We start from the raw sequence: 20,981 nt of genomic DNA on the forward strand, positions 1-20,981 counted from the left end.
ATACCCAAGGAGCCCACCATGTCCGAACCTCTTGTCATCCCCTGCCCGCATTGCAACGGCCTCAACCGTATCCCCGGCGAACGCCTGGCTGATGCGCCGAAGTGCGGGCGCTGCAAGCAACCCGTTTTGCTGAACAAGCCTTTTGAGCTGAAACAAGGTGACTACGCCAGCCAGATCAAGGGCGACTTGCCGCTGCTGGTGGACGTGTGGGCCGAGTGGTGTGGGCCGTGTAAGTCTTTTGCGCCGGTGTTTGAGCAGGCAGCCGCTCAGTTGGAAGGCAAATGTCGCTTGGCCAAGCTGGACAGCGAGGCTAATCAGCAGCTCTCGGCGCAGTTGGGGATTCGTTCGATCCCCAGTTTGATTCTGTTCAAGAACGGCCGCGAAGTGGCGCGCCAGAGTGGGGCTTTTCCGTTGCCGCAGTTGATGAGCTGGTTGCGTAGCCAGGGCGTGTAATTCGGATTTTGCGAGCACCGCGACCAATGTGGGAGGGGGCTTGCTCCCGATGGCAGTGGGTCAGTCAATGTATGCAGTGACTGGCACACCGCTATCGGGAGCAAGCCCCCTCCCACATTTTTGTCAGCGTTTTACCTTGAGGCTACGGGGGATTCGCGGTCCATCATCTGGCCTACGAGTTGTACGCCGAGTTCGCTTAATTGATGGATAGCCAGGGCGACGTCGCGGTGTTCGCCGGTGAGATCGTTGGGCAGGTTGAGCAATAGGGTTCGAACGGAAGAGAAGGTCTCGTAGCTGTTGAGCACGAGGGCTTCTGTGGAGAGGTTGGGGGTAATGCTGTAAAGATTACTGGTTTTCATCGTTATTCCCGGAGTTGGCCGCCCTTACCTCGCTACTAAACGAGGGTGGCAGCTGTGCGCAGGTTAGTAGACCGGGGAACAACGCAAAGCCGGCGCACCCGAAGATGCCCTACGCACAGCCACCATCAAACACAGACAAAAGTCTGCTAGATGAAGCTCGTGCACTTTACGCCGTTCTTCGGGCTACTAAACCCGACCACTGAACATTCAGCGGTCCGAGAACCTTAGAGACGCCCATCCAGACGCACAAGCCGGCGGATTCTGGCTTACCTGTAGGCAACGATACAAGGCACAACCCCGCTTGCCAGACCCTTCCTACAGCCTCTGTGGGCCCCATCCAAATCCCCCTACAGGAATGCAAAAACAAATGTGGGAGCTGGCTTGCCTGCGATGGCATCGCCTCAGTGTGCCTGACAGACCGGGTCGCCTGTATCGCAGGCAAGCCAGCTCCCACAGGTTATGCGGTGACGGCAAGGATCAGGCGTTTTCCAGCAAGTTATGCAACTCCACAAACTGTTGCGTCAGCTTATGCCGTGGGTCGAGGTGGATCAGCGGCTTGTTCTCCTGGTGCGACTCGCGCATGCGTACGGAGCTGGCCAGGTACACCGGCAGCACCGGCAGGCCTTCGGCAATCAGCTCATCAAGCATCTGCTGCGGCAGGCTCGCACGGGCCTGGAACTGGTTGACCACGATGCCTTCCACTTCCAGGCCTTCATTGTGGTCTTCCTTCAATTCTTCGATTTCCGCCAGCAAGCCGTACAGCGCCTGGCGCGAAAAACTGTCGCAATCGAAGGGAATTAGCACTCGATCAGCGGCAATCAGCGCCGAAACCGCGTAGAAATTCAGGGCCGGCGGGGTATCCAGGTAAATCCGGTCGTAATCCTCGCTCAGCTCATCCAGCAGCTTTCGCAACTTATTGATCTTGTGCTTGGCCTCAAGCTTGGGCTGCAGGTCCGCCAGCTCGGCGGTCGCGGTGATGACATGCAGGTTATCGAACGGCGTTTCGTAGATATCCACCCGATTTTTCTTCGAAAACGGCCCGGAAGACAGGGTTTGCTTGAAGAATTCGGCAATGCCCATCGGGATATCGTCGCCGGTCAGCCCAGTGAGGTACTGGGTTGAGTTGGCCTGTGCATCGAGGTCCACCAACAGGGTTCGATAGCCTTCACTGGCGCTCACCGCCGCCAGGTTGCAGGCGATGCTGGACTTGCCAACGCCACCTTTCTGATTGAACACCACACGCCGCATGGAAAAACCTCCGTGTATCAATGAATGTCCGAGTGTAGAGGGCAAAAGCGCCTGTTAGCTACCTCGTTCATCCATGCACTGCCGCATCACGGCGGTCAGATTCTCCCGCCCCCCGACACATTAAAAGGAATAGTCCGACAATCCTCTTGGCCTGAGGTAAAGGACAATGTGTAAATCCTTTCCAGAAAATTGTAATAAGCAGTGAACAATTATTTACCAATGTTTGCTAGAACCCCGCAGCACCGGGATAATGCGCGCCATTCGGTCATTGTTCCCTGTCCCGGTATTCGGGGCCAACGGCCGCACATGGAAGCCCGCAGGGGCGGGATAACTTCTCAGTGATCACTTTCAATATCGCCCAATGGCGCGCCTGGGCTCCTGGCCTGGAGACTGCGCACGACTGGCACGCCTGGTGCCAGGCGCCCGTGATGCTGCCCGCAAGCGATGCGTCCCCCGATGTGTCATTCCTGCCCGCCATGCAGCGCCGCCGCCTGAGCCGACTGGCGCGCATGGCGTTCAGCGTGGGCTGGCCGCTGGCCGAGGGCCTGCAAGACCTGCCGCTGGTGTTTATCTCCCGGCACGGCGAAACCCCGCGCACCCTCGACATCCTCAGCGACCTGGCCAACGAGCAGCCGCTGTCGCCCACACAGTTCAGCTTGTCGGTGCATAACGCGGTGATTGGCCTGTGGTCGATCCTGCGCAATGAAACCAGCGAAATGACCGCCCTCGCCGCTGCCGGCGATGGCCTGGAACACGGCATGCTCGAAGCGGCCGCGCTGCTCAACGAAGGCGCCCCCGCAGTATTGCTGGTGATTACCGAAGAACAACCGCCCGAGGCCTACGCCAGCTGGATCGTTGACGTGCCCTTTCCCTATGCACTCGGCCTGCTGTTGACACCGGGCGACGAGTGGCGATTGGAACTAAACAGCGGCGCTGTCCAACTCACTCAAAACCAGTGGCCTCATGCCCTGAACCTGCTGCGCACCCTGCTCACTGAACAGGCCGCCTGCCAACATGCCTGGAAGAACCGCGTATGGAACTGGCAACGCCAGCCATGACCGACAAGCCACGGGACGCCTATTACTGGCGCCTGTTTGCCACCGCCGCCAGCTTCTTCCTGTTCGGCGTCGGCGGGCTGTGCCTGCGTCTGCTGGTTTTTCCCTTGCTCGCCTGCCTGCCGGGCAGCGCTGAAAAACACCAGCGCCGTGCCCGTCACACCATCAGCAAGCTGTTCTGGTTCTTTATTCGCCTGATGCAACGCGCCGGCGTGCTGACGTACAGCGTCGAAGGCGCGGAAAAACTCGGGCGCCCCGGCCAGATGATCATTGCCAACCACCCGTCGCTGATCGACGTGGTGTTTTTGATCGGCCTGGTGCGCCAGGCCAACTGCGTGGTCAAGCAGAGCCTGTGGCAAAACCCCTTTACCCGTGGGCCGGTGCGTGATGCCAGCTATATCAGCAACGACGGCAGCGCCGAAATGCTTGATGCCGCCGCCGATGCCCTGCGCGAAGGCCAGACACTGATCATCTTTCCCGAAGGCACCCGCACTTCACCCGGCGCGGTGCCCGCCTTTCATCGCGGGGGCGCCGCCATTGCGCTGCGCGGTGCGACAATCATCACCCCCGTGGTGATCAAGGTCAGCCCCAGCACCCTGACCAAGGCCGAACCCTGGTATCGCATCCCTAAATGCCGCGTGCACTTCAGTTTGCGGGTAGGGGCCGATATACAACCACAAGCGTTTGCCGCACTCGGGCCCGCGCCCCAGGCTTCACGCAAGCTCAACGATTCCCTGCACGACTATTTTATTAAGGAGCTCGCCGAAGATGAGCGACCAACACAGCCTTGAGCACGACATAAAGACACTGATCATCGAGGCCTTGGGCCTGGAAGACATCAGCGTCGACGACATCGGCAGCGAACAAACCCTGTTCGGCGAAGGCCTGGGCCTGGATTCAGTCGACGCCCTGGAATTGGGCCTGGCGATTCAGAAAAAGTACGGCATCAAGATCGATGCCGACGCCAAGGACACCCGCAATCACTTCACCAACGTGGCCAGCCTTGCGGCGTTCGTCACGGCCAGACAGGCAGCTTGAGACCGGACCATGCAAACTCGTGACGATATTTTCAACACCCTGCGCAACGCCATGGTGGAACTGTTTGAATTGCCGCCGGAACGCGTCACCCTCGACGCGAACCTCTACCAGGACCTGGAAATCGACAGCATCGATGCCGTGGACCTGATCGACCATATCAAGCGCCAGACCGGCAAGAAGATCGCCGCCGAAGAGTTCAAGGCGGTGCGCACCGTCGATGACGTGGTTGAGGCGGTATACCGTCTGGTCAGTCCAGCCGCATGAGACGCTTGATCGGCCTTGGCCTGTTGCTGGCGGGGCTGCTGTACCCCTTTGCGGTGTATTACGGCACCGAACACTTTGCGCCATGGCAATTCGGCTTGCTGCTGGGCAGCCTGTGGCTGTTGCGTGCGCTGACCGGAGCGCGCCGCCCCGGCAGCCGCTGGATGGCCGTGGCGGTGATCCTGTTCTGCCTGCTGCTGGCCTGGTTCGACAACCCGCGTCTGCTGCGCTGGTACCCGAGCCTGGTCAGCGCGTTCATGCTGGCGCTGTTTGGCCTGAGCCTGAAATATGGCCCGCCGATGGTCGAACGCCTGGCGCGCATGACCGAGCCGCAGCTGCCGCCCGAAGCGGTTGTGTATACCCGCCGGGTCACCGTGGTATGGAGTGTGTTTTTTCTGTGTAATGGCCTGCTCGCCGCCGCCCTCACCCTGTGGGCGCCGCTGAGCTGGTGGACGTTGTACAACGGGCTGATCGCCTACGGGCTGATGGGGCTGTTGTTTGCCGTGGAATGGCTGGTACGACAAAGGGTTCGAGGCCGCGTATGAATGGGTTGAAACTTGAGCACTTGCTGCTTGAGCCGCTGGAACAACGGTCGGTCACCACCGAACCTGCGATGAATCACGCCCAACTGTGGGCCCAATCCCTGAGCCTGGCGGCGGGCCTGCAAGCGCAGGGTATCCAGCGTTTGGCGGTGCACCTTGAAGATGCCGGCCAGCTGGCGATTGCCCTGCTGGGCGCCTGGCGAGCCGGGGTCAGCGTGCTGCTGCCCGCCGACCTGCAACCCCAGACCCGCCAACGCTGGGACGCTGCCGTAGACGCCTGGCTGGTTGACACCGCCGATCTCGATGCGTTGTATCAAGTGCCATTGAGCCCTGCCGCGCTCGACCTGGATACTTGCCAACTCAGCCTGTGCACCTCTGGCTCAAGCGGCGAGCCCAAGCGTATCGACAAGACCCTGCGCCAGCTGGCCAATGAAGTCGAGGCCCTGGAAGACCTGTGGGGCGCGGACCTCAAAGACGCCTGCATCATCGGCAGCGTCGCCACCCAGCACATCTACGGCTTGCTGTTCCGCGTGCTGTGGCCGCTGTGCGCCGGTCGCACCTTTGTGCGCAAACAACTGGCCTTCCCCGAAGACATGCAGCGCGCCAGCCGTGAGCACCCGCAGTTCGCCTGGGTCGCCAGCCCGGCATTGCTCAAGCGCATGGGCGATAACCTCGACTGGCCCGCGCTGAGCCAGGTGTCGCGTGTCTTCTCTTCTGGCGGCGCGTTGCCCGTGGAGGCTGCCGGCAGTCTGTACGACCGTTTGCAGCAATGGCCGACGGAAATCCTCGGCAGCTCCGAAACCGGCGGCATCGCCTGGCGCCAGGGTGCACAACCCTGGCAGCCGTTTGCCGACGTGCAACTGAGCCAGGACGCCGACGGCGCCCTGCGCATCGCCTCACCGTACCTGCCCGCCGGGCATATCGAACAAACTGCCGACGCTGCGCGCATCCATTCCGATGGCCGTTTCGAGCTGCTGGGGCGTCTGGACCGTATCGTCAAACTGGAAGAAAAACGCATCTCGCTGCCCATGCTGGAACAGGCGCTGATGGCCCATGACTGGGTCGCCGACACCCGGCTGGGCGTGGTGCAGGAAAACCGCGCATCACTCGGCGCGCTGGTGGTGCTCAGTGCCGAAGGCTTGCATGCCCTGCGCAACCAGGGCCGCCGCACCGTCACTCAAACCTTGCGCCAGCACCTGAGCCAACATTGCGAAGCGCTGGCCCTGCCCCGCCGCTGGCGTTTGCTGCGCCAGTTACCCCTCAATGCCCAAGGCAAACTGCCCCAGGCCGACGTCGCCGCGCTGCTGCTGGCGCCACGGCCAAAAGCGCCGGAAGTGCTGGAGCAAGTCCAAGCCAATGGCGAATGGACCGTGCAGCTGAACATTCCGCCGGACCTGGCCTACTTCAGCGGCCACTTCCCCGTCACACCGGTGCTGCCAGGCGTGGTGCAAGTGGAGTGGGCGTTCAACCTCGGCCAGCAACTTCTCGACCTGCCCGCCACCTTTGCCGGCATGGAAGTGCTCAAGTTCCAGCAACTGGTGCGCCCCGGCGATCAAGTTGAGTTACACCTGCGCTTCGACCCGGAACGCGGCAAGCTGTACTTCGCCTACCGCAACGGCGTCGCAGCCTGCTCCAGCGGCCGAATCCAACTGGTGACCGCGCATGCATAACCCCTGCGCCCTGATCCCGGTCTACAACCACGAAGCCGCCGTACCCGCCGTGGTTCACAGCCTGTTGAACAGCGGCCTGCCGTGCCTGCTGATCGACGACGGCAGTAGCCCGGCCTGCGCAGCGGTATTGGCGCAATTGGCGACGCTTGAAAACGTCACCTTGCTGACCCTGCCGAACAATCAAGGCAAGGGCGGCGCGGTCATGGCCGGTTTCCGCGAAGCTGCGCGCCTGGGCTTCACGCACGCCCTGCAAGTGGATGCCGACGGCCAGCACGACCTGCGTGAAGTCGAGTGCTTCCTCGACACCTCCCGCATGCAACCGGACGCCGTGATCTGCGGCTACCCGGAATACGACGAGAGCGTGCCCAAGGGCCGCCTGTACGCACGTTACCTGACCCACGTATGGGTGTGGATCAATACCTTGTCGCTGCAGATTCGCGACTCGATGTGCGGCTTTCGCGTGTACCCGCTGGCGCCCACCCTGGCGTTGATGGACTCGGCCTACATCGGCACGCGCATGGATTTCGACTCGGACATCCTGGTGCGCCTGGCCTGGCGCAACCAGCCGATGCGCTGGCTGCCGACCAAAGTGCATTACCCCGCCGACGGCTTGTCGCACTTCCGTTTGTTCCGCGACAACGTGCGTATCTCAGCCATGCACACGCGGCTGTTCTTCGGCATGCTGGTGCGCGCGCCAATGATCCTGTGGCGACGGTGGCAGGCATGAGCGACAGCAGCAAACACTGGGCCGACCGTGAGGAGCGTGGCAGCTTCTGGCTGATGAAACTCACCGCCGTCGCCGCCAAGGTGCTCGGCCGCCGCCTGTTAAGCCCGGTGCTGTACGGCATCGTGCTGTACTTCTTCCTGTTCGGCCGCACGGCACGCCAGAGTGCCTGGGAATACCAGCAGCGCCTGGCCGACTGGAGCGGGCGCGATGCGTTGCGGCCCACCCACAAACGTGTATTCGGGCAGTTCATGGCCTTCGCCGACTCCTTGCTCGACAAGCTCGACGTGTGGAATGGCAAGCTGCGCATCGAACAGATTGAAATCAACGACCCCGCGCAATTGCGTGGGCAACTGCGCGGCGAGCGCGGGCAGATGCTGGTGGGCGCGCACCTGGGCAACCTCGAAGTGTGCCGTGCGCTGGCCGAGATCGGTGAACAAGTCACCATGAACGTGCTGGTGCACACCAAGCACGCAGAACGCTTCAACCGTCTGCTGGGCGAAGCCGGGGCAACCCATTTGCGCCTGATCCAGGTCAGCGAGCTGGACCCCGCGACCATGCTGCTGCTCAGCCAGCGCCTGGACGACGGCGAGTGGCTGGCGATTGCCGGCGACCGCGTGCCGCTGCACGGTGGGCGCAAGGTCCGCGTGGATTTCCTCGGCCATCACGCCGCGTTCCCCCAAGGCCCGTGGCTGCTGGCCGGCCTGTTGAAATGCCCGGTCAACCTGCTGATGTGCCTGAAACACAACGGCCGCTATCGCCTGACCATCGAGCCGTTCACCCCATTGATCGAATGGAAGCGCAGCACCCGCGAGCAGGTGATTGCCCTGTGGACCGCGCGCTACGCCGCGCGCCTGGGCCAGTTCTGCCTGGAAGCGCCCCAACAGTGGTTCAACTTTTACCCTTTCTGGAAGACCGATGACGACGCATCTTGAGCCGGTAACCTTTGGCGAACACGCTTTGCGCATTGAAGACGTATTGGCCCTGGCCAACCGTCAGGTGCCCACGCAATTGCAGGATGATGCCGCCTATCGCCAGCGCATTGCCAAGGGCGCGCAGTTTCTCGACTCGTTGCTGGACAAGGAAGGCGTGATCTACGGCGTGACCACCGGCTACGGCGACTCCTGCGTGGTGGCGGTGCCGTTGCAGCATGTCGAGGCTTTGCCGCGTCACCTCTACACATTCCACGGTTGCGGGCTGGGCAAGTTACTGGACGCCCAAGCCACGCGGGCCGTACTGGCGGCACGTTTACAGTCGTTGTGCCACGGTGTTTCCGGTGTGCGTGTGGAGTTGCTGGAGCGTCTGCACGCGTTCCTTGAACACGACGTACTGCCGCTGATCCCGGAAGAAGGCTCGGTGGGCGCCAGCGGTGATCTGACCCCGTTGTCCTACGTCGCCGCGACCCTGTCCGGCGAGCGCGAAGTGATGTTCCGAGGTGAACGTCGCCAGGCCGCTGACGTGCACCGCGAATTGGGCTGGGAGCCGCTGGTATTGCGCCCCAAGGAAGCCCTGGCATTGATGAACGGCACCGCCGTGATGACCGGCCTCGCCTGCCTGGCCTTCGCCCGTGCCGACTACCTGCTGCAACTGGCCACACGCATCACCGCGTTGAACGTGGTGGCGTTGCAAGGCAACCCGGAACACTTCGACGAGCGCCTGTTCGCCGCCAAGCCGCACCCGGGGCAGATGCAAGTCGCCGCCTGGTTGCGCAAGGATCTGGCGATTGATGCGCCGACCGCGCCGCTGCACCGCCTGCAGGATCGCTATTCGTTGCGCTGCGCGCCCCACGTGCTTGGCGTGTTGGCCGACAGCCTGAACTGGCTGCGCTCGTTTATCGAAATCGAACTGAACAGCGCCAACGACAACCCGATCATCGACGCCGAAGAAGAACGCGTGCTGCACGGCGGGCACTTCTACGGCGGGCATATCGCCTTCGCCATGGACAGCCTCAAGACCCTGGTGGCCAACGTTGCCGACCTGCTCGACCGCCAGCTCGCACTGCTGGTGGACGTGCGTTACAACCACGGCCTGCCGAGCAACCTGTCGGGCGCCCCGGCCGACCGCGCGATGATCAATCACGGTTTCAAGGCTGTGCAGATCGGCACCAGCGCGTGGACCGCCGAAGCGCTGAAAAACACCATGCCGGCCAGCGTGTTCTCGCGCTCTACCGAGTGCCATAACCAGGACAAAGTAAGCATGGGCACCATCGCCGCCCGCGATGCAATCCGCGTGCTGGAGCTGACCGAGCAGGTCGCCGCCGCGACGCTGCTTGCCGCCAACCAGGGCGTGTGGCTGCGCGCCCAGGCTGACGATGCACGCGCGCTGCCGCCTGCCTTGGCCGCCATGCATGAAGAACTGGCCAAGGACTTCCCGCCGGTCATCGAAGACCGCGCACTGGAAGGCGAACTGCGCCTGTGCCTCAAACGTATTGCCGAGCAACACTGGAGGCTGCATGCGTAGCCAGGGCGTGTTGCATTGCGACACCGAGATCCTCGTGCCGTTTTTCGATATCGACACCATGAATGTGGTGTGGCACGGACATTACGTGAAGTACCTGGAAGTGGCGCGCTGCGCGCTGCTGGACATGATCGGCCACAACTACACGGCGATGCTCGAGTCGGGTTACGCCTGGCCGGTGATCGACATGCAGCTGCGCTACGTGCGCGGCGCCACCTTTGGCCAGACGATCAATGTGCGCGCCAGCCTGGTGGAATGGGAGAACCGTTTGAAGGTCAACTACCTGATCACCGACCTCGCCAGCGGCGAACGCCTGACCCGTGCAAGCACCGTGCAAGTCGCGGTGGAAATTGCCAGCCGCGAGATGCAATTGGCCTCGCCCAAACCATTCACCGACGCCGTCGAAAGGGCCCTGAAATGAGACCTCCTGTGGGAGCGGGCTTGCCCGCGATGGACGTTAACGATAACGCCGGGCGCCTGACACTGCGCAGCGCCCTCAGGTTCTTCGCGAGCAAGCTCGCTCCCACAGGGGCCGGATTGTTGCTCAGTCTCAGCGCCCACGCCTTCGACCTGCAGCAGCTAAGCGATCAGTTGGCAAAACCGTCCGTGATCCACGGCAGCTTCATCCAGGAAAAACACCTGCGCGCCCTGCCCCAGCCACTGGTCAGCAAGGGCTCCTTCGTGCTCGCCAAAGACCACGGCCTGTTGTGGCTGCTGAAGGCCCCGCTGCAACAGGATTACCGCATCAGCGCCCAGGGCATTGCCCGACGTGACGCCAACGGCTGGCAACTGCTGCCGAACAAGAGCGCCGGCGCCGAGCAGAATCGCCTGTTCCTCGCCGTGCTCCAGGGCGACAGCAGCGGCTTGCAGCGCGACTTCGAACTGCAACTGCAAGGCGCAGCCAACCAGTGGAAGCTGACGCTGACCCCACGTTCACTGCTGCTCAAGCAGGTCTTCACCCAGATCAATATCGACGGTGGCGAGCTGGTTAACACCATCGAATTGCTGGAAACCCAAGGCGACAGCACCGTGCTGCGCATGCAGGACAGCTCAGCCAGCCAGCCGTTGAGCGAATCGGAGCAACACGACTTTGCCCAGTGAGCGCCTGCTGCCGCGCCTGTTCCTGATCCTGCTGGTGGCCGTGCTGGCCCTGGCCGGCTGGCAATGGCGGCATGGCGCGCCGCTGTCGGCCAACTTGATGGAGCTGGTGCCCGGCAACACGCCGGATGCCCTCGAGCTGAAAGCCGAGCAGCGCATGCAAGAGCCCTTGAACCGCGAAATGCTGGTGCTGGTGGGGCATACCGACCGCCAGCAAGCGGTGGCCGTGGCACAACAACTGGGCGAGCGTTGGCAAGCCAGCGGCCTGTTTGAAAAGGTGCAGTGGAACCTGCAAGCCGACTTGCCGGCGCTGCGTGAGCAATTGCTGCGCGGGCGACTGGCGATGCTCTCGGCCAAAGACCGCGAACAACTGATCGAGCACCCCGACGCCTTTATCCAGCAGCGCGTGCAAGCGCTGTTCGACCCTTTCACCGGGTTCAGCCTGGTGCCGAGCCAGGACGACTGGCTGGGCCTCACCGGGCGCATCCAGAACAGCCAGCCGCAACACGGCTCGGTACAACTGGATATCGGCAGCGGCGCGTTGATCGCCGACGCCGACGGCAAAAGCTGGGTGCTGCTGCGTGCACGCACCACCGGCAATGCCTTTGATATGAAACTGCCGCTGCAAGTGGCGGATTTGCTCAAGGCCAGCCGCGCGCAGGCCAGCGAGCAAGGCGCGCAATTGCTCGCCGCCAGCGGCTTGCTCTATGCGGCCAACGGGCAGCAGCAGGCCACCCGGGAAATCACCTGGGTCGGCGGCGGCGCGACCCTTGGCATTCTGCTGCTGTTGCTCCTGGCGTTCCGCCGCTGGCGCGTGCTGCTGGCCTTTGTGCCGGTGCTGGTCGGCATGCTGTTTGGCGCGGTGGCCTGTGTAGCGCTGTTCGGCCATATGCATGTGATGACACTGGTACTCGGCTCCAGCTTGATCGGCGTGGCGGTGGATTACCCGCTGCACTACCTGTCGAAAAGCTGGAGCCTGCAGCCGTGGCGCAGTTGGCCGGCCTTGCGCCTGACCCTGCCGGGGCTAAGCCTGAGCCTGGCGACCAGTTGCATCGGCTACCTGGCGCTGGCCTGGACGCCCTTTCCGGCGCTGACGCAAATCGCGGTGTTCTCGGCTGCCGGCTTAGTCGGTGCCTACCTCTCGGCCGTGTGCCTGTTGCCCGCGCTGCTCAAGGGCCTCGAACTGCGCCCGGCGCAATGGCCGCTACGCATTGCCGAATGCCTGTGGCTGTTGCGTGCGTCCTTGATCAAGCGCATACCGAGCCCGTTTTTGCTGGCGTGGGTGCTGGTGTTTTGTGCCGGTGGCCTGTGGCAACTGAACAGCAAAAACGACATCCGCCAATGGATCGGTGCCCCGCCACAACTGCTGCAAGAGGCCCAGGCCGTGGCGCGCATCACCGGTTTCCAGCCCACCAGCCAGTTCTTCCTGGTGCGTGCAGACAACCAGCAACAGTTGCTGGAACGCCAGGCCGGCTTGGGCAAACGCCTGGACCAACTGGTGAACATGAACAAGCTGCAAGGCTACCTGGCGCTCAACCAACTGGTCAGCCAGCCTGCCGAGCAGCAACAACTGCGTGATGCGCTGGACCAACTCCCGCAACACTGGCAGCCGCTGCTGGACCTCGGCGTTCCCGCCAGCGCCCTGCACGCTGAAGTCGCGCAACTGAAAGCACTGCCCACCGAAGACATCGACGCTGCGCTGGTGGGGCCATTGGCAGAACCGTGGCGCACGCTGTGGCTCGGCCCGGTAGACGGCGGCGTGGCCGCGATGGTCAGCTTGCAAGGCTTGAACAACCCGGCGCTGCTGCGGGTGCAGGCGCTGGACTTGCCCGGCGTGCAACTGGTGGATCGCCTGGGGGATTTGAACCGGGTGTTCGCCGACACGCAGATCAGCGCGGCTGAACTGAAATTGATGTCATGCGTGCTGATCGTCGTGTTGCTGATCCTGCCGTTCGGCTTTGGTGGTGCCTTGCGCATCGTCGCCCTGCCACTGCTCGCGGCGCTGTGCAGCCTGGCGAGCCTGGGCTGGCTGGGCCAGCCGTTGACGCTGTTCAGCCTGTTCGGCCTGCTATTGGTCACCGCCATCAGTGTCGACTACGCGATCTTGATGCGTGAGCAGATCGGCGGCGCCGCCGTGAGTCTTTTAGGTACGCTGCTGGCGGCGCTGACGACCTGGTTGTCGTTTGGCCTGTTGGCCGTGTCGAGTACACCGGCCGTGAGTAATTTCGGCCTGTCGGTCAGCCTGGGCCTGGCTTTCAGCTTTATGCTGGCGCCTTGGGCCGGCCATCAGAAGCACGCCTTATGAATGTGATTATCGCCAAAGTGGCAAGGAGCCCTCGTGCCCACAGTTGAAATGGAACGTCGCCAGGTGGTGGTGATCGGTGCCGGCCCGTCCGGTGCCATCGCCGCTGCGCTGTTAAAGCGCAACGGGCATGATGTATTGATTATCGAGCGCCAGCATTTCCCACGCTTCTCGATTGGCGAAAGCCTGTTGTCGCACTGCATCGACTTTATCGAAGAAGCCGGCATGCTCGACGCCGTGCAGGCCGCGGGTTTCCAGGTAAAGACCGGGGCCGCATTCGCCTGGGGCGAGCGCTACAGCGCGTTTGATTTCGGTGACACATTCAGCAACGGCAAGCCCACCACCTTCCAGGTGCAGCGGGGCGAATTCGACAAATTGCTGGCTGACCAGGCCGCCTTGCAAGGCGTGGAAATTCGCTACGGCGAAACCATCGTCGGCGTGGATTTCGCCGGCGAAAGCCGCTACCTGCATGTGCGCCGCGAGAACGGCAGCGAATACCACCTCAAGGCCAAGTTCGTGCTCGACGCCAGCGGTTACGGCCGTGTGCTGCCGCGTCTGCTGGACCTTGAAGCACCGTCGAATTTCCCGGTGCGCCAGGCGGTGTTCACCCACGTTGAAGACCACATCGCCCACCCGGGCTTCGACCGCAGCAAAATCCTTGTCACCACCCACCCAACCCAGCGTGATATCTGGTTCTGGACCATCCCGTTCAGCAACGGCCGTTGCTCGGTGGGTGTGGTCGCGGCCAAAACGCATTTCGACGGCCGCGACGGCGACCTCGACGCCTGCCTGCGCGGGTTTATCGACGAAACCCCAAGCCTGTCCGGCGTGCTGCAAAACGCCGTTTGGGATACGCCTGCGCGCACCATCGGCGGCTACTCGGCCAACGTCAAAACCCTGCACGGCCCGGGCTTTGCGCTGCTGGGCAATGCGGCGGAATTCCTCGACCCGGTGTTCTCCTCTGGCGTGACCATCGCCATGCGTTCGGCGAGCATGGCCGCCGGGCTGCTGCATCGCCAACTCAAGGGCGAAACAGTGGACTGGCAAACCGAGTTTGCCGAACCGCTGAAACGCGGTGTCGACACCTTCCGCTGCTACGTCGAAGGCTGGTACGCCGGGACCTTCCAGGACGTCATTTTCCACCCGGGCAGTTCGCCGGAGATTCGCCGGATGATCAGCGCAATCCTCGCCGGTTACGCGTGGGATGAGCGCAACCCGTTTGTCAGCGAGCCCAAGCGGCGTTTGCGGATGCTGTCGGAGATTTGTGCGAGTGAGCCGGTATGAGCAGCCAGTATTTAAGTAAGAACTACGTCGAAGAAACCAAATTCGGCTTCTGGTTCCTGCGCAGCCATACGTGGCAGCACCACGTATTGCGCGTAGCGATCAACGACCTGCGCGGCCTGTTCAGCGAGCCGCTCCCCGTGGCACCCGTGTTGCTGGACGCCGGGTGCGGCCAGGGCAAATCCTTCAAGCTGTTGCAGCACGCATTTGCGCCCAAGCACCTGATCGGCCTGGATGCCGACCTCCACAGCCTGGAGCTGAGCAAGGCCGAAGCCGCACGCCAAGGCCTGGCCATCGAGTTGATCGGCAGCGACTGCGCCACCCTGGAGGTGCCGGACGAAAGCGTCGATATCCTGTTCTGCCACCAGACGTTCCACCATCTGGTCGAACAGCATCGCGCGCTGAAGGAGTTCTACCGCGTGCTCAAGCCGGGGGGCTATTTGCTGTTTGCCGAATCCACCGAAGCGTATATCGACACCTGGGTAATTCGCTGGTTGTTCCGCCACCCGATGCAAGTACAGAAAAGCGCCGAAGAATACCTGGAGATGCTCCGCGAGCAGGGCTTTGAATTTGGCCCGCAGAACGTTTCCTACCCGTATTTGTGGTGGAGCCGTTCGAGCGATTTTGGCCTGCTCGAGCGCTGGGGCCTGCGTAACCCGCCGCCGGTGGGCGAGCGCGAAGAAACCCTGGTCAACTGCGTCGCACGCAAACCTTTAGTGAGCGCCACAGCATGATCCGCATGCTGTTGATCGGTTGCCTGCTGCTGTTGAGCGCCTGCGCCAGCCAGCCGCCGCTGCCGGAGAGAACGCCGGTGTTGAGCTTGCCCATGCAACTGCACGTGCAGCGCCGGGCGGGCGGCCAGAGCCAGGACTGGCTGCTGGTGATCCAGCGCGAAGGCGCTGCCCTTCGCTGGTCGATGATGGACCCGCTGGGCATTCCCCAGGCCCGGCAAAAGCTGATCAATGGCGAGTGGCAGGCCGATGGCTTGCTGCCGCCCAATCCCCAGGCGCGCGAGCTGTTTGCCGCCTTGCTGTTTGCCCTGACCTCGGCGAATGACGTGCACACGCTTTACCCGAGTGCCCAGGCGAGGGACCTCACACGCACGCTGCCGGGCCATTGGCAAATTGTGTACCAGTCTTCCGAGGTGTTTAGCGTGAACATGACGGGCCAACCCTTGAGCTACCGCATCACGCCGCTTGGGGTCGCCCGATGACGGCTTATCTCAACGCGCTCGGCGTAATCTGCGCCCTGGGCCGCGACCCGTCCGAGGTCAGCCGCAGCTTGTTTGCCGGCGACTGCTCCGGCATGCGCGCCGAAAGTGGTTGGGTGCCGGAGCGCGTGGTGCCGGTGGCGGGTGTGCATGGCGAACTGGCGAGTATCCCGGCTGAGTTGAACCAGCAAAGCAGCCGCAATAACCAGTTGCTGCTGGAAGCGGCGTTGCAGATCGAGGTTGAGATCCGCCAGGCGATCCACACCTACGGTGCCTCCCGCGTCGGCGTGGTGCTTGGCACCAGCACCTCGGGCATCGACGAAGCCAGCCGTGGCATCGCGCACTACCTGCGCGACCAGCAGTTCCCCGGCGACTACGACTACCAGCAACAGGAACTCAGCGCTCCGGCGAACTTCCTGGCCGACTGGCTGCAATTGAGCGGCCCGGCTTATGTGATTTCCACCGCCTGCACTTCCAGCGCCCGCGCGCTGATGAGTGCCCAGCGCCTGCTGGACCTGGGCGTGTGCGACGCGGTGATCTGCGGCGGTGTCGACAGCCTGTGCAAGCTGACGCTTAACGGTTTTACCTCACTGGAAGCCGTCTCCAGTGAACGCTGCAATCCATTTTCGGTGAACCGCAACGGCATCAATATCGGCGAAGCAGCGGTGCTATTCCTGATGACCAAAGCGCCCGCGCCCATTGCCTTGCTCGGCAGCGGTGCCAGTTGCGATGCGCACCATATCTCCGCCCCCGAGCCCACCGGCAAAGGCGCACTGCTGGCCATGCGCAAGGCCTTGGCCAGCGCGAAACTGGCGCCCGAGCAGATCGGTTACCTGAACCTGCATGGCACCGCGACCCATCATAACGACGCCATGGAAAGCCTCGCTGTCGCCAGCCTGTTCCCCGATGGCGTTGCCTGCTCATCGACCAAACCCATGAGCGGCCACACCCTCGGTGCGGCCGGCGCGCTGGAAGCGGCGTTCTGCTGGCTGAGCCTGACCCATGGCCGGGTTCCGCCGCACGTGTGGGACAGCCAGGCGGACCCGGCGTTGCCCGCGTTGCAATGGGCGCACACTGGCGACACCTTGAAAAAACGCTGCCTGATGAGCAACTCCTTTGCCTTCGGTGGCAACAACGTCAGCCTGATTATCGGAGAGGCCCCATGATCGATTGGCCACTCGCCGAACTGCTGCCTCACGCGGGCGACATGATCCTGATCGACCAGGTGCTGTCGTTCGATGAGGAGCAAGTTCACACCCGCACCACCGTCAAGCCCGGCGGCCTGTTCAACCGCCCGGACGGCAGCCTGCCGGCCTGGGTCGGTATTGAGCTGATGGCGCAAAGTGTCGCCGCCTATGCCGGTTGCCGCGCCCGCCAAAAAGGCGAAGCCGTGGAACTGGGTTTCCTGTTGGGCACACGTAAGTTCGAGTGCAACGTGGAATGCTTCCCGGCCGGCGCCGAACTGCGCATCCATGGCCTGCGCTCCCTGGAAGACGACAACGGCATGGGTGTGTTCGAATGCCACCTCACCGGCGACGGTATCCAGGCCAGTGCGCGCTTGAACGTATTTCGACCGCCCCAGGCGGCCAACTATTTAGATGAATCGAAGGACGAAACGCCATGACTGAATCCGTACTGGTCACCGGCTCCAGCCGTGGCATCGGCCGCGCCATTGCCCTGCGCCTGGCCCAGGCCGGGCATGACATCGTGCTGCATTGCCGCAGTGGTCGCGTTGAAGCCGACGCGGTGAAGGTCGAGATCGAAGCCCTGGGCCGCAACGCGCGGGTGCTGCAATTTGATGTGGCGGACCGCGCCAGCTGCAAAGCCATCCTTGAAGCCGATGTGGAGCAACATGGCGCCTATTACGGCGTGGTGCTCAATGCCGGCCTGACCCGCGACGGCGCGTTCCCGGCCTTGTCCGAAGACGATTGGGACGTGGTGATGCGCACCAACCTGGATGGCTTCTATAACGTTTTGCACCCGGTGATGATGCCGATGATTCGTCGTCGCGCGGCGGGCCGTATCGTCTGCATTACCTCGGTTTCCGGGCTCATCGGCAACCGTGGCCAGGTCAACTACAGCGCCTCGAAAGCCGGCTTGATTGGTGCGGCCAAAGCCCTGGCCATCGAGCTGGGCAAGCGCAAGATCACCGTCAACTGTGTGGCTCCCGGCTTGATCGACACCGCCATGCTCGATGAAAACGTGCCGGTGGAAGAGCTGATGAAGATGATCCCTGCGCAGCGCATGGGCACCCCGGAAGAAGTCGCCGGCGCAGTGAATTTCCTGATGTCGGCCGAAGCCGGCTATATCACCCGCCAGGTCCTGGCCGTGAATGGAGGCCTGTGCTGATGAAACGCGTCGTCGTCACCGGCATGGCCGGCATGACCTCCCTGGGCAGCGACTGGGACACCATCGCCGCCAACTTTCGCGCCAACCGCAGCGGCATTCGGCGCATGGACGAGTGGGACCGTTTCACCGAATTGAACACGCGCCTGGCCGGGCCGATCGACGATTTCGTGGTGCCCGCCCACTGGACACGCAAGCAACTGCGCAGCATGGGCCGTGTGTCGCGCCTGGCGGTGTGGGCGGCGGAGCAGGCGTTGCAGGACGCCGGCTTGCTCGGCGACGAGTCGATCAAGGACGGGCGCATGGGTGTGGCCTGCGGCTCGTCCACCGGCAGCACCGACGAGATCAAGGCGTTCGGCAATATGCTGCTGAATTCGGTGGCCGAAGGGCTGAACGCCAACTCCTATGTGCGCATGATGCCGCACACTACGGCGGCGAATATCAGCATCTTTTTTGGCCTCACCGGGCGCTTGATTCCCACGTCCAGCGCCTGCACCAGCGGCAGCCAGGGCATCGGCTATGCCTATGAGGCCATCAAGTTCGGCCGCTTGCCGTTGATGCTCGCCGGTGGCGCCGAGGAATTGTGCCCCACCGAAGCCATGGTGTTCGACGCGCTCTACGCTACCAGCCTGAAAAACGATGCGCCACAGACCAGCCCGCGCCCTTATGACAGTGGCCGTGATGGCCTGGTGATAGGCGAAGGCGGCGGCATGCTGGTGCTGGAAGAACTGGAACACGCCCTCGCGCGTGGCGCGCATATCCATGCCGAGATTGTCGGTTTCGGCAGCAACGCCGACGGCCAGCACACCACCCGCCCGGAGCAGAAAACCATGCGCCGCGCGATGGAGCTGGCCCTGGAAGATGCCGGGCTGGAGCCGTCCGCCATCGGCTACGTCAACGGCCATGGCACCGCGACCGATCAAGGCGATATCGCCGAGACGTTGGCAACAAGCAGCTTGTTCGGCAGCCGTATGCCCATCAGTTCGCAGAAGAGCTTCCTTGGCCACACCTTGGGCGCCTGCGGGGCGCTGGAGTCCTGGTTCAGCATCGAAATGATGAACCGCGACCAGTACGTACACACCTTCAACCTGGATACCGTCGACCCGCAATGCGGCGAGCTGGATTACCTGCAAGGAGGCTTTCGCGAGATGCACCACGACTACGTGATGAACAACAACTTTGCGTTTGGCGGCGTCAACACCTCGCTGATCTTCCGCCGCTGGTCCTGAATTTTTTAATCGATTGGAGAAAACGGAATGTCTTCCTTGCTACGCGCCACCCTGATCACCCTGGCCCTGCTGAGCACCGCCGGCTGCACCAGCAAGCCGGTCCTGAACACCCAGCACGACCTGCCAACCGCAACCCAGGTCAGCGAAGAAACCATGAAACAGGTGATCGTCGCAGCCCTGCAAAAACGCGAGTGGACTGTACAACGCCTCAGCCCGCAACTGGTGCAGGCCGAGATCACTGTGCGTAACCAGTATTACGCGGCCATCGACATTCGCTACACCCGCAACAGCTACGCCATCACCTACCGCGACAGCCGCGACCTGGGCTACAAGGACGGCAAGATCCACCGCAACTACAACCGCTGGGTGAGCATGCTCGACCGCGACATCATGGCGGGCTTGCAGAGCAGTGGTGCGAATGTGCCGGGTTCGGCGGCGCAAGTGCTTGAGCAGCCAGGGGCTTCGAAGCAGAACTGAAGTTTTCCGATGCTGCAGAAACGACAAAGGGCGCCTTTCGGCGCCCTCTTCACAAACAGGTAGGCTTGTCATCGCCGCGTCCTGCCTGGCTCTGCGATGGCTGGATGCCCAGGATCCTCAGAGTCTCACAAGCCCCTTTCGGGAACTCGGCCAGTATGCCTGAAAACAGCTCGCCTGCAATCGGTGGCAAAGCGCCGCTCATCTCTGACCCACTTCATCGCAACCCCAGCGCACTGCGCACCGCCGCTTTATTCTTGCGAATGACTAAGCCGGTTGCGTTACCTGATAGGTGACAGTCCCTACATCGCCGCCTTGCGCGTGAGAAGCTCCACAAACGCCCTGGCCATCGGGGTTTGCGCGCCCTTGCGTTGCACCAGCCACACGGCCGTCACCGCTTCCTGATCGAGCAAAGTGCGATACACCACGCCATCAATGCGTATGCGCTGATAAGACGCCGGCAGCACCGACACCCCCAACCCCGCCGCCACCAGCCCAATGATGGTCATCGCCTCCCCCGCTTCCTGGGCGAAGTGCGGGCTGAAGCCAGCGTCACGCGCCAGGGTGAGCAATTGTGCGTAGAGGCCGCTGCCGTAGCTGCGAGGGAAAAACACGAACGGTTCTTCAGCCAGCTGCGCCAGGTACAAGCCGCGCTCGCTGCCTTCCACCAAGGGATGGCCGGCGTTCAGTACGGCGACCAGGGGCTCACGCATCAGCTCGATGACACTCAACGAGTCCGGCAACGGCAACGGGCGCATCAGCCCCACCTGAATCGACTCATCCACCAGCGACTCGGCCACTTCGGTGCTGCTCATTTCCTGCAAACTCAGGTGCACCGCCGGGAAGGCCTGGCGAAATGCAAAAATCGCCTGCGGGATGCTGGCGTTGAACGGCGCCGACGAAGTGAAGCCGATCTTCAACTCCCCAAGCTCGCCCAACTGCGCGCGGCGCGCCACATCGGCGGCTTTATCGACCTGCGCCAGCACCAATCGCGCCTCGTGCAGAAACAACCGCCCCGCCTCGCTCAGCTCGACACGACGATTGGTCCGCTCAAACAAGCGCGCGCCCACCTCTTGTTCCAGCGCCTGAATCTGCTGGCTCAGCGGCGGTTGCGAGATGCCCAGCACCTGCGCGGCACGGCCGAAATGCAGTTCTTCGGCGACGGCGATGAAGTACCGCAGGTGACGCAATTCCATGCAAGCCTCATTAGGTCGTAAAAGCTATCAAACAGGTC

At 62.7% G+C, this 20,981-nt stretch carries 24 protein-coding genes; 21 read left to right on the plus strand and 3 right to left on the minus strand.

Annotated features, from left to right (window positions below):
* Positions 1–18 precede the first annotated feature (18 nt).
* Complete coding sequence (gene trxC / locus ACI77D_RS01155; RefSeq protein ID WP_221293748.1) at positions 19–453, plus strand: thioredoxin TrxC; 435 nt, start codon at positions 19–21, stop codon at positions 451–453.
* A 131-nt stretch (positions 454–584) separates the two neighbouring features.
* Here the strand turns inward: trxC and ACI77D_RS01160 are convergent, their stop codons facing one another.
* Together ACI77D_RS01160 and ACI77D_RS01165 are read right to left on the minus strand one after the other, a co-directional pair.
* Positions 585–812: a DUF6124 family protein gene (locus ACI77D_RS01160; RefSeq protein ID WP_407015905.1), complete on the minus strand. Its 228-nt coding sequence runs from the start codon at positions 810–812 to the stop codon at positions 585–587.
* 477 nt (positions 813–1,289) lie between these two features.
* On the minus strand, positions 1,290–2,060 hold the full coding sequence (locus tag ACI77D_RS01165; protein ID WP_012721840.1) for a ParA family protein: 771 nt from the start codon (positions 2,058–2,060) through the stop codon (positions 1,290–1,292).
* Between the two features lie 338 nt (positions 2,061–2,398).
* Here ACI77D_RS01165 and ACI77D_RS01170 point away from each other — a divergent pair, with 338 nt between their 5' ends.
* The 20 genes from ACI77D_RS01170 to ACI77D_RS01265 are packed head-to-tail and all read left to right on the plus strand — an operon-like array spanning position 2,399 to position 19,750.
* Positions 2,399–3,118 (plus strand): beta-ketoacyl synthase chain length factor, encoded by a 720-nt coding sequence (locus ACI77D_RS01170; RefSeq protein WP_064450335.1) that lies wholly within the window; start codon positions 2,399–2,401, stop codon positions 3,116–3,118.
* Positions 3,094–3,906: a lysophospholipid acyltransferase family protein gene (locus ACI77D_RS01175; RefSeq protein ID WP_407015906.1), complete on the plus strand. Its 813-nt coding sequence runs from the start codon at positions 3,094–3,096 to the stop codon at positions 3,904–3,906. Before ACI77D_RS01170 ends, ACI77D_RS01175 begins: the two co-directional genes overlap by 25 nt.
* Positions 3,884–4,153 carry a phosphopantetheine-binding protein gene (locus ACI77D_RS01180; RefSeq protein WP_064450333.1) on the plus strand — a complete coding sequence of 90 codons (270 nt, stop codon included), beginning with the start codon at positions 3,884–3,886 and terminating at the stop codon, positions 4,151–4,153. The genes ACI77D_RS01175 and ACI77D_RS01180 overlap by 23 nt, the downstream gene beginning before the upstream one ends.
* Positions 4,154–4,162: 9 nt before the next feature.
* Positions 4,163–4,417, plus strand: a complete 255-nt coding sequence (locus ACI77D_RS01185) for an acyl carrier protein (RefSeq protein WP_064450332.1) — start codon at positions 4,163–4,165, stop codon at positions 4,415–4,417.
* Positions 4,414–4,959 carry a hypothetical protein gene (locus ACI77D_RS01190; RefSeq protein ID WP_407015907.1) on the plus strand — a complete coding sequence of 182 codons (546 nt, stop codon included), beginning with the start codon at positions 4,414–4,416 and terminating at the stop codon, positions 4,957–4,959. Before ACI77D_RS01185 ends, ACI77D_RS01190 begins: the two co-directional genes overlap by 4 nt.
* Complete coding sequence (locus tag ACI77D_RS01195) at positions 4,956–6,626, plus strand: acyl-CoA synthetase family protein (RefSeq protein WP_064450330.1); 1,671 nt, start codon at positions 4,956–4,958, stop codon at positions 6,624–6,626. Before ACI77D_RS01190 ends, ACI77D_RS01195 begins: the two co-directional genes overlap by 4 nt.
* Positions 6,619–7,353 (plus strand): glycosyltransferase family 2 protein, encoded by a 735-nt coding sequence (locus ACI77D_RS01200; RefSeq protein WP_064450329.1) that lies wholly within the window; start codon positions 6,619–6,621, stop codon positions 7,351–7,353. Before ACI77D_RS01195 ends, ACI77D_RS01200 begins: the two co-directional genes overlap by 8 nt.
* A complete protein-coding gene (locus ACI77D_RS01205) occupies positions 7,350–8,285 on the plus strand; it encodes a glycosyl transferase (RefSeq protein ID WP_064450328.1) in 936 nt (311 codons plus the stop codon). The genes ACI77D_RS01200 and ACI77D_RS01205 overlap by 4 nt, the downstream gene beginning before the upstream one ends.
* The gene (gene hutH, locus ACI77D_RS01210) at positions 8,269–9,810 is read left to right on the plus strand and encodes a histidine ammonia-lyase (protein WP_064450327.1); all 1,542 of its coding nucleotides are present in this window, start codon (positions 8,269–8,271) and stop codon (positions 9,808–9,810) included. The genes ACI77D_RS01205 and hutH overlap by 17 nt, the downstream gene beginning before the upstream one ends.
* Positions 9,803–10,228, plus strand: coding sequence for a thioesterase family protein (locus ACI77D_RS01215; RefSeq protein WP_064450326.1), 426 nt, complete (start codon positions 9,803–9,805; stop codon positions 10,226–10,228). The genes hutH and ACI77D_RS01215 overlap by 8 nt, the downstream gene beginning before the upstream one ends.
* Positions 10,225–10,908 (plus strand): outer membrane lipoprotein carrier protein LolA, encoded by a 684-nt coding sequence (locus tag ACI77D_RS01220; protein ID WP_407015908.1) that lies wholly within the window; start codon positions 10,225–10,227, stop codon positions 10,906–10,908. Before ACI77D_RS01215 ends, ACI77D_RS01220 begins: the two co-directional genes overlap by 4 nt.
* The gene (locus tag ACI77D_RS01225) at positions 10,898–13,210 is read left to right on the plus strand and encodes an MMPL family transporter (protein ID WP_407015909.1); all 2,313 of its coding nucleotides are present in this window, start codon (positions 10,898–10,900) and stop codon (positions 13,208–13,210) included. Before ACI77D_RS01220 ends, ACI77D_RS01225 begins: the two co-directional genes overlap by 11 nt.
* Positions 13,211–13,243: 33 nt before the next feature.
* Positions 13,244–14,491 (plus strand): NAD(P)/FAD-dependent oxidoreductase, encoded by a 1,248-nt coding sequence (locus ACI77D_RS01230; protein ID WP_262666832.1) that lies wholly within the window; start codon positions 13,244–13,246, stop codon positions 14,489–14,491.
* Positions 14,488–15,222, plus strand: coding sequence for a class I SAM-dependent methyltransferase (locus ACI77D_RS01235; protein ID WP_407015910.1), 735 nt, complete (start codon positions 14,488–14,490; stop codon positions 15,220–15,222). Before ACI77D_RS01230 ends, ACI77D_RS01235 begins: the two co-directional genes overlap by 4 nt.
* Positions 15,219–15,701 carry a hypothetical protein gene (locus tag ACI77D_RS01240; RefSeq protein WP_407015911.1) on the plus strand — a complete coding sequence of 161 codons (483 nt, stop codon included), beginning with the start codon at positions 15,219–15,221 and terminating at the stop codon, positions 15,699–15,701. Before ACI77D_RS01235 ends, ACI77D_RS01240 begins: the two co-directional genes overlap by 4 nt.
* Positions 15,698–16,864 (plus strand): beta-ketoacyl-[acyl-carrier-protein] synthase family protein, encoded by a 1,167-nt coding sequence (locus ACI77D_RS01245; protein WP_407015912.1) that lies wholly within the window; start codon positions 15,698–15,700, stop codon positions 16,862–16,864. The genes ACI77D_RS01240 and ACI77D_RS01245 overlap by 4 nt, the downstream gene beginning before the upstream one ends.
* Positions 16,861–17,322, plus strand: a complete 462-nt coding sequence (locus ACI77D_RS01250) for a hotdog family protein (RefSeq protein WP_064450319.1) — start codon at positions 16,861–16,863, stop codon at positions 17,320–17,322. Before ACI77D_RS01245 ends, ACI77D_RS01250 begins: the two co-directional genes overlap by 4 nt.
* Positions 17,319–18,047 carry a 3-oxoacyl-ACP reductase FabG gene (gene fabG / locus ACI77D_RS01255; protein WP_064450318.1) on the plus strand — a complete coding sequence of 243 codons (729 nt, stop codon included), beginning with the start codon at positions 17,319–17,321 and terminating at the stop codon, positions 18,045–18,047. Before ACI77D_RS01250 ends, fabG begins: the two co-directional genes overlap by 4 nt.
* Positions 18,047–19,273: a beta-ketoacyl-ACP synthase gene (locus tag ACI77D_RS01260; protein WP_064450317.1), complete on the plus strand. Its 1,227-nt coding sequence runs from the start codon at positions 18,047–18,049 to the stop codon at positions 19,271–19,273. Before fabG ends, ACI77D_RS01260 begins: the two co-directional genes overlap by 1 nt.
* Before the next feature lie 27 nt (positions 19,274–19,300).
* Positions 19,301–19,750: a hypothetical protein gene (locus tag ACI77D_RS01265; RefSeq protein ID WP_407015913.1), complete on the plus strand. Its 450-nt coding sequence runs from the start codon at positions 19,301–19,303 to the stop codon at positions 19,748–19,750.
* A 299-nt stretch (positions 19,751–20,049) separates the two neighbouring features.
* Here the strand turns inward: ACI77D_RS01265 and ACI77D_RS01270 are convergent, their stop codons facing one another.
* Positions 20,050–20,943 carry a LysR family transcriptional regulator gene (locus tag ACI77D_RS01270; protein WP_064450315.1) on the minus strand — a complete coding sequence of 298 codons (894 nt, stop codon included), beginning with the start codon at positions 20,941–20,943 and terminating at the stop codon, positions 20,050–20,052.
* Positions 20,944–20,981 lie beyond the last annotated feature (38 nt).

Origin of the sequence: Pseudomonas sp. O39 (genome assembly GCF_045447295.1) — a bacterium.
GTDB lineage: Bacteria > Pseudomonadota > Gammaproteobacteria > Pseudomonadales > Pseudomonadaceae > Aquipseudomonas > Aquipseudomonas antarctica_A.